Origin of the sequence: Glaciecola sp. 33A (assembly GCF_002836745.1) — a bacterium.
Lineage (GTDB): Bacteria > Pseudomonadota > Gammaproteobacteria > Enterobacterales > Alteromonadaceae > Glaciecola.
The window spans coordinates 92,525-105,549 of sequence record NZ_PJAR01000038.1 but is presented as its reverse complement, the minus strand read 5'-3'; the positions used below and the strand labels follow the sequence as shown (position 1 = coordinate 105,549).

Below are 13,025 nucleotides of genomic sequence, written 5' to 3'. Positions count from 1 at the left end.
TTTCGGCGCAGTATGTTTGCTGAACGCCGTGTCAACAATCAATATAAGGATATAAATGATGAAAAAAATATTAGTTGCTTTAGCCCTGGTTTTCGCATTCACAGTCAGCGCTCAGAACAATAAAGAGGCCGATAACCTCGATGAGTTATTTGAACTAATGGACATGGACTCGATGGTCGAAACCATGTACGACCAAATGCAAAGTATATATAATGAGGTTGAAAAAGATGTCGATATTTCACCCGAGGAGTTAGCTATTAATCAAAAGTATCGAGAGCAAATGACCAATATCATGAAAAAAGAAATGAGTTGGCAGGCGATGAAAGTCGATTTAAAACAAATTTATCTGCAAAATTTTACAGAAAGTGAAATAGCTGACATGCTCATTTTCTATAAGTCACCTACCGGGCAGTCGGTATTGCGAACAATGCCAGTTGTTATGCAGGAATCGATGAAGCTTGGCCAAGCAATGGCGCAAAAAGCGCTGCCAAAAATACAAGCACTGACTGAGCGCAAACTGCAGGAACGTCAGGAATTACGAGATAATAGTAACTCGTCAGAAAGTATTTATATAAACTACTCGTCATTAGCTTGTTTGATGGCGTTTAGTTATAAAAAATTACTCCTTAATTAACTCTTCAGGTTTAAGAAACCGATTTAGAAGCCCTTCATTTGTTGGGTGCTTCTCCAATAGCTCAACCATTTTCTTTGCGCTGTCTATTGGTTTAAGATTACTCAGTCCTCTGCGCAACAGTCTTATGTTTTCAACATCTTTGGGATTAAGAAGAAGCTCTTCGCGGCGCGTACTGCTTTTGGCGACATCCAGCGCAGGGAAAATACGCTGATTGGCAATCTCTTGTGATAACACGATTTCCATATTACCCGTGCCTTTGAATTCCTCAAATATGACCTGGTCCATTCGGCTGCCAGTATCCACCAGTATAGTCGCCAAAATGGTAAGCGACCCACCATTCTCGATCTTTCTAGCTGCGCCAAACAGTTTTCGTGGAATTTCCATCGCTCTAGCATCAAGCCCGCCCGACATTGTGCGACCACTGCTTTTTCGCTCTGCATTGTGCACTCGTGTCAGCCTAGTGAGAGAATCAATGAGGATCATAACATCATGACCTTCGCCTGCTTCCTTACGGGCTTTTTGAAGTAGATTATTAGCAATACGCACATGATGGTCATAGGTTTCATCAGTAGATGAGGCGTGAACTTCAGCCGGAACGCTGCGCTTAAAATCAGTTACTTCTTCCGGTCGTTCATCAACTAGTAACGCGTAAAGTTTTATCTCAGGATAAGCCGTCCCAACGGCCTGACAAATGTGTTTTAACAAGGTGGTTTTGCCGCAACCGGGAGGAGCAACAATCAACCCACGCTGGCCCATTCCGATTGGTGTAATTAAATCCATTGCTCGCATACTAAGTTCCTGAGAACCTAATTCCATCCGAATACACTGGGAAGGATTTACTGCTACGCCGTTTAGGAAACGCTTTTGTGGGTCACCATGAGGTGCATCCTTGGCCTCCCCGTCTGCTTGTTGAGAGTCATTCTTCTTTTTCAGATTCAAAGATAATATTTTTCTTGTCATGATATCGCTTTTTAGGTCTAGAGGATTAATTGGTTGACACTTTTTACGTAGTCTCACGCTTAGCATATATTACACACGCACATTCGGCATATGTCAGTTATGTGGTTTTAGCACTGAAGTGAGTCAATACAGCACAGATAAAGAGTCCGCGAGGACGCTCATAAATAGGTTGTTACTAGCAATTAACGTTTTACGCTGTTATCGGCTAGGTATTTATTAAGTGGCAGTTGGTTCAACTACTACCAGCATTAATACTGCAGATCCGTGAGAATAAATTATTTTCCAAGAAGAGTCCATTTTTCTAAAAACGAATGTTGCGGCAAAAGGTCACATTCTCATTTGTTGCTGATCTTTTAGGGTGTCGAGCACTAGCGCGTATTACGTTAGGATAACAAGAAACGTGATTATAACGCTACATTATTATTATTCAACAAGCCATTACTAATTAAACTGTTCGCTTTTGCAGTCTTAAGTCGTTGGCAACCTTAAGTAAATAAATGCGTGTAGTGTATAATTGAAGCTTATGCTTTTCGTTGATAAAAAGGTATTTTATGACTGGTCTAAAATATGTGACAGCCATTTAAATAAAAAGCACCGTGAAGCTGAAAAAACACCTTCGATCGCGTAACCTTCAGAAGGAAAAATCAACGGCTGCTGTCGCAATTCCTTGTTTTAATCGGTAGTTTATATTGACTACGTCTAGGCCTTTTTGAGCATGATACCAAAAAAAGTGAGCAAATGATGCTTACGTATACGACTGAGTTTTTCGTAATGAGCATTTTTAATGTGCGTTAAGGCACTAGGATTAATTAAGGTAAAACACGGTACACCGAATACTGACAAAGCCCTATCTATATTTATACATACTTAAAATCTACGTTGTTATACAAGGTGTGCTGAAAACATCAGCAAAAGTGCAACAAACAACGTAGTAACAAGATAAATAGTATCGTTAGCGTTCTCTTATAGCACTTACAATTATAGTACTTACAATACTATTGGGTTAAAAAGTGTAGATATTTGAAATAAATTATTGACTAATTTTCACCCAGACATATACTGTACATATAAACATGTATAATCATATTGAGGTGATACAAATGAATACATCTAATTATTTAAGTAGACATATTGCTGTAAACACTGGCTTTTCGAATGCGATGAAAAACAGTGCAGAACGATATGTAGGACAATTAATAAAAACAATATCGAGCGGAATTAAGGGCATTGATCAATTAGTTCAGCGCTATGGCGTTTGCTTGAACAATAGTGAAAATCAACTTTCAGACAATACTTTTCAGAAGTCATTGATACTTTATGGACAAGATCAAAGACTAGATTATGTAAATTTACCTCCTTGTATGTATATGATCATTGCCGACGCCGATACTGAAACAAAGTTTGTCATTCATCGCTTATATTTGCCTTATAAAAATGGCGTTCGCTTTTCTACCTTCTTACTCAATGACGACGGTGATGTCATAGAAAGCGTCTGTTATCAACGCAATAGTAAATATTTACAGGCATTTAAGGTCATCAGAAAACACATTGTGATGGCGAGTTACTCGACGGAAACAGAAGCTGCATGACACAAAAAGCCCGCAATTAAGCGGGCTTTTGAATGTTAACGATAACACCAAATTAAAATTAGTTAAGTTTTTCTTTGATACGTGCAGACTTACCTGAACGCTCACGCAAGTAATACAATTTAGCGCGACGAACAGCACCACGACGTTTCACTTCAATAGAAGAAATTGCTGGGCTGTGAGTTTGGAACACACGCTCTACACCTTCACCACTAGAAATCTTACGTACAGTGAAAGCAGAGTGTAGACCACGGTTACGCTTAGCGATAACTATGCCTTCGTATGCCTGAAGACGCTCTTTCTCGCCTTCTTTTACTCTTACTTTAACAATTACAGTGTCACCCGGACTAAAGGCCGGGACATCAGTTTTGAGCTGTGCTTGCTCAATTTTCATGATGATATTTTGACTTACTTTACTCATCAGATCCTCTCATCCTAGTTAACTGTCATTCTGCTGCAACTTCTGCCCAGACTTTAGCTGGGACAGAATTATTTGTTGCTCCTCAGTCAGAGCTAGGTAATTTAGTAAATCAGGGCGTCTTTCCAAAGTTCTTTTTAGAGACTTTGTGAGTCGCCACTGCCTAATTTTTTCATGATTGCCACTTAGCAACACACTCGGAACAACTTCACCATTTAACACTTCGGGCCGAGTATAATGCGGACAATCTAGTAAACCATTCGTGAAAGAATCTTCCACCGCTGATTGACTATGTCCTAATACATCAGGCAACAATCTCGATACCGAATCCATCAACACCATTGCTGGCAGCTCGCCGCCACTTAAGACGTAATCCCCAATTGACCATTCCTGATCAACTAATGCATTAATAACGCGCTCGTCAATGCCTTCGTATCTCCCAGCCACTAATATAATATTAGGTAGCTGCGTTAGAGACTGAACCGCTGTCTGGTTTAGCGTTTTACCTTGTGGTGTTAAATAAACAACCAGGCTATTTTCACCTAATGCAGTTTTTGCATCAGATATTGCGTCAGTTAATGGCTGTACCATCATCAGCATTCCAGGGCCACCACCATAAGGGCGGTCATCAACGGTTCGATGTTTGTCGGTGGTATAATCACGAGGATTAAATATATCCACCTTAATAATGCCGTTTCTCACTGCTCTGCCAAACACGCCTTGATTCAAGAAGGGTTCAAACATCTCAGGAAAAAGCGTCACTACACCGAAACGTTGGGTAGGTTTCATTAAAAACCTGGATCCCAGTCCACCGTAATAGATTTAGCCTGTTTATCAACATTCAACACAACTTGGTCATGTAAGAATGGTAACAAACGTTCTTTTTGACCGAATGCATCGTTATGTCTAGCTTTTATAAGCATGACATCGTTTGCACCTGTTTCGAACATGTCTTTAATGACACCCAAATCATAGCCTTTGTCGGTTACAACTTGCATACCAATTAAATCTTTCCAATAAAAATCTTCCTCTAACTCAGGCAAAACTGAAGTAGGAACCGATATCTCAGCATTTTTAATTTGCTCAACATCTTCTCTTGATTCAATTCCAACTAACTTAGCAACCAGACCATTACCGTGTGCTCGCCACTCGTCAATTTGTATCTCTTGATTATCGCAACCGTTGCCGTTTAACTGCCAAGGTGCATAACCAAATATATCTTTTGTCACTTGTGTAAAGCTGTTTATTTTGACCCAACCTTTAACCCCATAAGGAGCGCCGATTTTGCCAACAATAATTGTGTCAGACGCTGAACTCATCTTTACCTCAAATGACTAATAAAAAAGCGCTACTAAGCAGCAACTTTTGAATCTTTTACCAAGCGAGCTACGCGGTCAGAAACACCTGCCCCTACGCCTACCCAATACTCAACACGCGCTAGGTCTAAACGTAAACGTTCAGCTTGACCTTGAGCAGTTGGATTGAAGAAACCCAAGTTTTCGATGAATTTACCGTTGCGTGCACGACGACTGTCTGCAACAACTACTTGATAAAATGGACGCTTCTTTGCGCCACCACGCTGTAAGCGAATAGTAACCATATATGCCTCAAACTCATTGTAGCGTTACCGTTAACATACCCTAATTCCCGCTACGCTGGAAAAAAGGTTGCGGAATTATACGCCCCACGGCTCATTTTGCAAGGTCTTTGTCACTCTAAAGACAAAATGAGCAAAGGGGCCTATTAGACCCGTTTAGTGCTTATACTAATGGCATTTAGCGAGGACCGAAGCCACCACCCATGCCGCCCGCACCACCTGCACCGCCGGGAGGCATCATCCCTCCCATGCCGCGCATCATTTTCTTCATACCGCCACCCGACATTTTCTTCATCATTTTTTGCATCTGCATGAATTGCTTAAGCAATTTGTTTACGTCTTGAATTTGGGTGCCTGAACCAGAAGCAATTCGACGCTTTCTTGATCCTTTGATAACATCCGGGCGCTGACGCTCTGATGGAGTCATGGAATTTATAATAGCTTCCATTTGGGTGAACTGTTTATCGTTCGCTTGGTCTTTAATTTTCGCCGTCATATTGCCCATGCCTGGCATTTTATCCATCAGCGACATCATGCCGCCCATGTTTCGCATCTGCTCTAACTGCTCTTTAAAGTCCTGTAGATCAAACCCTTTACCCTTCTTCATTTTCTGAGCGAGTTGTTGTGCTTTGTCTTTATCGACTTTGCGTTCAACGTCCTCAATTAAGCTCAGAACATCGCCCATGCCCAATATACGACTGGCGATACGTTGTGGATGAAACGGTTCTAAGGCATCGAGCTTTTCGCCCATACCTAAAAATTTAATTGGTTTACCCGTAATGTGTTTAACTGATAGTGCAGCACCACCGCGAGCATCACCGTCGGCCTTCGTCAAAATAACACCGGTTAATGGCAACGCTTCGTTGAATGCTTTTGCTGTATTGGCGGCGTCTTGACCTGTCATGGCATCGACCACAAAGAGAGTCTCAACAGGCTTCACCGCTTTGTGTAGCAGTTGAATTTCGTTCATCATTTCAGTATCAACAGCAAGGCGACCTGCAGTATCCACAATTAACACGTCAATGAACTTTAATTTCGCTTGTGCAATGGCACCTTCAACAATATCGATGGGTCGTTGTAGCGCTGAAGAAGGGAAGAACTCGACATCAACTTCTTCCGCCAAGGTTTGAAGTTGTTTTATGGCCGCCGGTCTATATACATCGGCACTAACTACCATTACTTTTTTCTTTTCGCGTTCTTTCAAGTATTTAGAAAGTTTACCGACAGTGGTGGTTTTACCTACACCTTGCAAACCCGCCATCAAAATGATTGCTGGCGGTGTTGTCGCAAGATTTAGACCTTCGTTCTCTGAACCCATAATTGCTTCAAGTTCACCTTGAACAATTTTAATTAGCATTTGACCTGGGTTGAGACTTCTAGATACCTCAATACCGACCGAGCGTTCTTTTATGCGTGCCACAAAATCTTTAATGACGGGTAGTGCAACATCCGCTTCAAGCAGGGCCATGCGCACTTCACGCAAGGTATCTTTAATGTTGTCTTCGGTTATTCTGCCTTTACCACTGATGTTTTTGAGGGTTTGGCCTAATCTGTCTGATAAATTCTGAAACATATTAATAATTTGATTTCTCTATAATTACCCTAGAGTATACAATAATTATGTTGCGTATATCGACACTGTTTTGTTATAAACTTGCGAGGGTTTTAATTAAGGTTAATGATGGATTATAGTTTTGCTGTTTACGCTCCTACGCTGTGCCTTTATTTATGGGCAGGAATAGCGCTGTCAAAGGCATTTTTTTCGCCTCATAATAAAGTAAGCAAGTTACCACATTATATACTTTATGCCGCAATTGTTGGGCACTTAGGCTTTATTTTAGTATCAACCCTTAATAATCAATCTGAGCAATTGAGCATTACCCAAGTCGCGGTTTTACTAGCATGGTTAGTCACTGTCACTATGGTGGCGGCTAATGCATATATTAAAAATTTAGTTTTCTTACCTGTCGTCAGTTTATTTTCAGCATTATTTATCACCTTACAAATACTTATTCCTCAAAGCACAGGTATTCATATCGACATGAGCTTCGGCCTCATTATTCACATTATATTGAGTTTATTTGCATTTGGCGTGCTGAGCATTAGTTTTTTGTATGCTTTGCAGCTCGGCTATATTAACTACCAGTTAAAGCACAAACAGATTTCGTTGGCCAACAATCAACTGCCTCCGCTACTCAGTGTTGAAAATATCCTAACGAAATTAATGATAATGGGCACTGTGTTGCTTGCCATTACGTTAGTTTCAGGGTTTATATTCGTACCAAATATGCTTGCTGATGGCTATGCCCACAAAACTATTTTGTCGAGTCTAGGTTTCCTTGTCTATGTCTTAGCCTTAGTTTTGCATCACTTCTCAGGGCTTAAAACGCGTGTATTAGTCACATTCAATTTGGTAGGTGTTACCTTATTAACACTCGCCTACTTCGGCAGTCGATTAGTTCGCGAGATTATTTTATAACATCACCTAATCGCAATCGCTAACCATGCTCTTTTTAATACTAGATACTCGCTTTTGAATAGTAGATACTAGACGCGTTGCAATCATTTTTTATTTGTGCACAAATTATACGAGGAAACTCATAGTTGGACGCTATTTCCACCCAAACTCTCTTTACCATTCTTGCTGTGCTTATTGTCGTTTCAGCCTATTTTTCAAGTTCTGAAACAGGCATGATGACGATTAACAGATACAAGCTAAAACACTTGGCTAATGAGGGTGACCCCAGAGCACTGCGTGTTCAAAAGTTAATCGACCGACCGGACAAGTTAATTGGGCTTATTTTGATCGGCAATAACTTAGCAAATATCGCGGCGTCGCTTATCGCCGGTATTATTGCCTCTCGTTATTTTGGTGAATTTTACGGCACAATCGTTACTACATTTGGTTTGACACTTGTCATGCTAGTATTTGCTGAAGTAACACCCAAAACCTTAGCCGCAATGTATCCTGAAAAAATCGCATATCCTAGTTCATTGATCCTATTACCTTTATTATTTGTTTTTACACCCTTTGTAAAACTCGTCAACGGATTTACTAATGTTATTCTGGCTATTTTGCGGATTAACCCGAGTGGCGAAAATGGAGATTCATTGAGTCGTGAAGAATTGCGAACCGTTGTGTACGAAGCCGGAAACCTAATCCCTAAGAAACACCAAGATATGTTAGTAAGCATCTTAGACTTAGAAAAAGTCACCGCAGAAGATATAATGGTAGCGCGAAGCGATATCTATGCAATTGATATCAACGACGATTGGAAAGACATTCAAAAGCAACTGACTCATTCACAACATACCCGTGTTTTGCTATACCGCGACAGCATTGATGATGCAGTCGGTTTTATTCATGTTCGCGATGCACTCAGGTTATTATCTAAGGACCAATTCACCAAAGCGACCATACTACGTGCGGTAAAGGAGATTTATTACACACCTGACTCCACATCGCTGCATACATTAATGTATAAGTTTCAAGCGGTCAAAGAACGGATTGGCTTGGTAGTTGATGAATATGGAGATATTCAAGGTCTGGTAACATTAGAAGACATATTGGAAGAGATTATTGGTGATTTTACAACATCCATGCTCCCAGACTATAGCAAAGAAGCGTTAGAGCAACCAGACGGAAGCTACTTGGTTGACGGTAGTGCTAACATCAGAGAATTGAACAAAGAGATGGATTGGCATTTCCCAACAGAGGGCCCAAAAACGCTCAATGGTTTAATTATTGAGTATTTAGAGGCAATACCTGAAAATAACATCAGTGTGCGACTGGCTGGTTACCCTGTTGAAATAGTCGATATTAGTGGCAATATGATAAAAACAGTTAGAATTTTACCCCTTTTTTACACCTCTATTATCGAAGTAGATGCAGCAACGAAACAATAAAAAGGCGGATATGTTATTGCGTGTTAGATGGTTTACGTGATTTTAAAGGAAATACGTTTGGGGCCTTTTCAACTCTCTTTTCACGCGCACGCTGTTTAAAGGCTTCCACCTTTTGGTTAAGGGAAGCTAACTTATCTAATATGTCCTTGAGTTCTTCATCATTGTTAATATCCGCCTCTTGAGCATGCTTCTCAAGAGTCTGATACAACGTTAATGGCAATGACTTTTTTGACATGTGAACAATTAAGAATCTTCAATTAATAACCAATATGTATGTATCGGTAAGTATAGGAAATACTAAATGAATGTTCGACAGGAAACTCGCAAAAAATAATAATAGCGAGTTAAAGAGTTGGGTAAGGTTAAGTTAGGCTTTGATAAAATCCTAACTGACTGCCTGATGAGCGCTCAAAATCGTAATTAATCATAAGAACATCAGCAGTATCGAAAATACGCGCGTTAAATCCATGGCAAACAACATCACTCAATAAACTCACCAGCGGCATGTGACTAATTACTAGTAAGCATTTAATACTGTTGTCTTGTAACAACTCCCCATCGATTAGATCTTGGACATCATTGGCATTGCCATCAGGGGTAATCGCGGAAGTTTGGATGGTCTTCCTAATTGACATAAACTGCTCAACAGCCCCCAAAGTTTCAATCGTCCGAACATATGGGCTCACCAACGTCAGATCCACTTGTTTCAAGGGACTATGTGCATCCAGCTGCTTGGCCATCCATTTTGCCGCATGTTCAGATTGTGAAACACCAAACCTGGTAAGATGTCTGGATTGATCATCTTGTTTATAAGGCTCGGCCTCACCATGACGCATTACAAATATAATCATGAAATAGTTATCTTTTTAATGAAGTTTTTTCGCGAATGGACGCTAACACTTTATCAGCCCTGTCCACAATAGCGTTTTAGTATCAATTTAACGACAATAGTCGAAATTCCTTTACAACTATTCCAATTACAGGTGTTATCAGTCTACCACTTAAAAGGAAAATCATTGCTCCTATCAAGAATAGAAAATCGAGATTATTCAACAAGAAAACTTGAAAATGGTCTCGAGTACGCCCTGATAAAATGCCCTGAGGCACAAAAAGCGGCCGTTTCAATATCAATTGAGATGGGCCACTTTAGTGATCCTGATGAATGCCAAGGCTTGTCCCATCTTATGGAACATATGCTTTTTGCTGGCAGCCAAAACTACCCTGATGGAAACTTCTTAAATCAATTACTCGACACACACGGTGGCTTCGTTAATGCTTGGACTTGTGCAGAGTCTTGTAATGTTCATTTTGATTGTCAAGTAAATCAGTTTTCACAAGCGTTGGATGTGTTGATTGATATGCTGACACAGCCTATATTGAGCATGGATGGAATTTCTCAAGAAATTGATGCTATCGACGCTGAGTTTTCGATGAGGAAGCTGGACGATGTTCGCCGCCTCTATGACGTGCATAAACAAACTTGCAATCCTAACCATCCTTTTAGTCGATTTAGCGTTGGTAACAAAACAATATTCACTCAATTCACAAAAGCAGAATTGCAACAGAAATTACGCCAGCATCACCAGCACTATTTTAATGCAAAAAAAATAAAAGCATGTTTTGTTCTGCCTCACACAATGGCAAACGTTGAGTTCATCACTTTCATCGAATCAAAGCTTATTACTTTTAAATCAAGCAATATCACTACTGTCCCAAAAAAATACCCAGACTTGTATTTACCGCAGCAAAAAGGATGTTTGATTGAGGTTAAACCTCACAAATTCGCACAAAATTTGATGCTCACATTTTGCCTTCCTAATGTTTCTCGGTACTATCGTAGTAAGCCAATTTTACTAGTCACACATTTGATTGAAGATGGCTCAGAAAACACCTTACAACACGACTTAAAACGTATGGGATTTATTCTTGATTTAAGCGCTAGCGACGGTATTCAAGGTGACAACTTTCAAGACATCAATATTAACTTGCGGTTAACAGAACATGGATTAGCAAACACCAAAAAAATGATTCAATTGATTATGCAATGGTTTGATTTTTTGAGACAAAATGGTATCGAAAAATGGCGATTTGAAGAAAAAGCTCAACAATTAGCCTTGCAAGTCGAGCATGCAATACTGCCCTTGAGTATTGACCTAGCCGTTATGCTTTCATCTAAATTGCATAAACTGACATTACAACAAGCACTGGAATATGATGTTGTTATGGATAATTATGATCCAGTCGTTTTTGAGCAATTTCTTACTTATTTTACAGTTAAAAATTTACGCGTGTTTTGTATCAATTCACAGGTATTTTGTGATCAAAAAACAACGCAATATAAAGTGCCATTTAGTTTGCGGAAGTTAGATTTCGACATCAAAAATAACACATTATTATCACTTCAACTCCCTCCTAAAAATCCCTTTATGAGCAATAATTTTGGCTTGGTGGCACAAGAACTTAAGTCAACCGAGATAAAAACATTCAAGAATTTTGATTTTTTATTAAAATTTTCGCAAAATTACCAATTTAAAACACCAAAAGGCGATTGTTATCTTTCTTTAGAAAATCCTAATATGATTGGAAGTGCACGTAATGTTGCTATCAAAAGACTGTGGATTGCATGCTTGAACGAGGAGCTCAGTGAAGTATACAATGGCGCGGAAATGGCAGGAATAAACGTCAGGTTATATGGCCATCAAGGTGGTATGACATTGCATACTAGTGGCTTTTCTGACCGCCAACTCGGGCTATGTCAGGAGATACTCAGTTTTATACAACAACTCAACATAAAGCCTACAATATTTTCTGCTGTAAAAGAAAAACTCGCTTTAAGTTTGAAAAATACACTACTAAACAAACCTATCAACCAACTATTTGCTAACGTAAATATTTTGTTGCAAGAAAATACCTTTAGCCATGAGTCTATATTGGCAGTCCTCGAGACAGTGTCGTTATCCGAATTACACCTGCAAGCTATTGCTTATTTTAAAAAGATACATATCGAAGGTTTAGCTGTTGGCAATTGGACTGTGGCACAAATTGAAGCCTTTCATAGTAATGTAGTTGCATGCGTTAAGGATGTGGACAAGGTATTGAAATCAAGCAGGAATGTTGCTCAAATAACGGATCGAAAACTATGTATACAGCATAACCAGTCACAGCAGGAACATGCCATTGTTTTATATTTTCAATCTCCGTCAAATAACAATGCGTGCCGTGGCTTGTATATCGCTATTGAGAAACTTCTGGCGCCTATTTTCTTTGATGAATTGCGAAATAAACGAAACTTGGGTTACCTAGTTGGTTGTGGTTACTTGCCCATCAATAAGCGTCCCGGCCTAACTTTTTACATTCAGTCGCCTACACATTCTAGTTATGATTTATATGTGGCAATGACAGATGTGCTTGACGATTTTGTTCGCAACATTGGTGAATTTGAACCTATTTTTGATAGTTTTAAAGCGTCTCTAAAAAAGCAATTTAGAACATTTGATACAAATACAAACCAACTGGCTCAGCGCCTTTGGATGGATTTTGATGACTTGGGTGCGTCAACTGAAAACAATCCTATGGATGACGTTATTAATTTATTAACGTTCGACTTATTTAAAAAAGGTTGTGAACAATTAGTTGCACGAAGCGGTCTTGGAAAGGCAATATTTATTACCGATCCCAAAAGCGCTCTTCAAACCCGCTTTGTAGACTTCGAATTCATTGATGATCCCACTGCATTTAAACAAGTCGTCAAATACCAATAAATGCGCTCAAAAAGCGAGCAAGCTATGTCGCTTAACACGTGCTAATATGGCGCAATCCGGTTAATTTTCAAGCAAATACAATTATGATTGGTTAAAATTTGAGCGAACGACGGTAAAACATCAATAAAACCTTGAGAGAGCACGGTTTTTTGGGCATTCTTAG

The 13,025-nt window shown here is 39.6% G+C and carries 13 protein-coding genes and 1 pseudogene; 5 read left to right on the top strand and 9 right to left on the bottom strand.

The window, feature by feature from the left end:
* Positions 1-55 precede the first annotated feature (55 nt).
* Positions 56-634 carry a DUF2059 domain-containing protein gene (locus tag CXF81_RS09315; RefSeq protein WP_101181094.1) on the top strand — a complete coding sequence of 193 codons (579 nt, stop codon included), beginning with the start codon at positions 56-58 and terminating at the stop codon, positions 632-634.
* Here the strand turns inward: CXF81_RS09315 and rho are convergent.
* Positions 620-1,594 (bottom strand): transcription termination factor Rho, encoded by a 975-nt coding sequence (gene rho / locus CXF81_RS09310; RefSeq protein WP_101181093.1) that lies wholly within the window; start codon positions 1,592-1,594, stop codon positions 620-622. The genes CXF81_RS09315 and rho overlap by 15 nt on opposite strands.
* A gap of 216 nt (positions 1,595-1,810) precedes the next feature.
* Positions 1,811-1,909: pseudogene (locus tag CXF81_RS20665) on the bottom strand (hypothetical protein); the annotation flags it as partial.
* A gap of 785 nt (positions 1,910-2,694) precedes the next feature.
* Here CXF81_RS20665 and CXF81_RS09305 point away from each other — a divergent pair.
* On the top strand, positions 2,695-3,183 hold the full coding sequence (locus tag CXF81_RS09305; RefSeq protein WP_101181092.1) for a hypothetical protein: 489 nt from the start codon (positions 2,695-2,697) through the stop codon (positions 3,181-3,183).
* A gap of 58 nt (positions 3,184-3,241) precedes the next feature.
* Here CXF81_RS09305 and rplS read toward each other — a convergent pair whose 3' ends face one another.
* The 5 genes from rplS to ffh form a co-directional block, all read right to left on the bottom strand.
* Positions 3,242-3,601, bottom strand: a complete 360-nt coding sequence (gene rplS / locus CXF81_RS09300; protein ID WP_101181091.1) for a 50S ribosomal protein L19 — start codon at positions 3,599-3,601, stop codon at positions 3,242-3,244.
* Positions 3,602-3,619: 18 nt separating this feature from the next.
* Positions 3,620-4,387: a tRNA (guanosine(37)-N1)-methyltransferase TrmD gene (gene trmD, locus CXF81_RS09295; RefSeq protein WP_101181090.1), complete on the bottom strand. Its 768-nt coding sequence runs from the start codon at positions 4,385-4,387 to the stop codon at positions 3,620-3,622.
* A complete protein-coding gene (gene rimM / locus CXF81_RS09290; protein ID WP_101181089.1) occupies positions 4,387-4,917 on the bottom strand; it encodes a ribosome maturation factor RimM in 531 nt (176 codons plus the stop codon). Before rimM ends, trmD begins: the two co-directional genes overlap by 1 nt.
* Positions 4,918-4,949: 32 nt before the next feature.
* On the bottom strand, positions 4,950-5,198 hold the full coding sequence (gene rpsP / locus CXF81_RS09285; protein ID WP_006010610.1) for a 30S ribosomal protein S16: 249 nt from the start codon (positions 5,196-5,198) through the stop codon (positions 4,950-4,952).
* Between the two features lie 175 nt (positions 5,199-5,373).
* Positions 5,374-6,768 carry a signal recognition particle protein gene (gene ffh / locus CXF81_RS09280; protein ID WP_101181088.1) on the bottom strand — a complete coding sequence of 465 codons (1,395 nt, stop codon included), beginning with the start codon at positions 6,766-6,768 and terminating at the stop codon, positions 5,374-5,376.
* A gap of 105 nt (positions 6,769-6,873) precedes the next feature.
* Between ffh and CXF81_RS09275 the strand changes: the two genes are divergently transcribed.
* Positions 6,874-7,674, top strand: coding sequence for an inner membrane protein YpjD (locus CXF81_RS09275; RefSeq protein ID WP_232771869.1), 801 nt, complete (start codon positions 6,874-6,876; stop codon positions 7,672-7,674).
* Positions 7,675-7,799: 125 nt separating this feature from the next.
* Complete coding sequence (locus CXF81_RS09270) at positions 7,800-9,101, top strand: HlyC/CorC family transporter (protein WP_101181087.1); 1,302 nt, start codon at positions 7,800-7,802, stop codon at positions 9,099-9,101.
* A 13-nt stretch (positions 9,102-9,114) separates the two neighbouring features.
* Here CXF81_RS09270 and CXF81_RS09265 read toward each other — a convergent pair whose 3' ends face one another.
* Together CXF81_RS09265 and sixA are read right to left on the bottom strand one after the other, a co-directional pair.
* Positions 9,115-9,336, bottom strand: a complete 222-nt coding sequence (locus CXF81_RS09265) for a hypothetical protein (RefSeq protein ID WP_101181086.1) — start codon at positions 9,334-9,336, stop codon at positions 9,115-9,117.
* A gap of 127 nt (positions 9,337-9,463) precedes the next feature.
* Positions 9,464-9,952 carry a phosphohistidine phosphatase SixA gene (gene sixA, locus CXF81_RS09260; RefSeq protein WP_101181085.1) on the bottom strand — a complete coding sequence of 163 codons (489 nt, stop codon included), beginning with the start codon at positions 9,950-9,952 and terminating at the stop codon, positions 9,464-9,466.
* Between the two features lie 165 nt (positions 9,953-10,117).
* On the opposite strand from sixA, the gene CXF81_RS09255 reads away from it, so the two are divergent.
* Positions 10,118-12,862 carry an insulinase family protein gene (locus CXF81_RS09255; protein WP_101181084.1) on the top strand — a complete coding sequence of 915 codons (2,745 nt, stop codon included), beginning with the start codon at positions 10,118-10,120 and terminating at the stop codon, positions 12,860-12,862.
* Positions 12,863-13,025 lie beyond the last annotated feature (163 nt).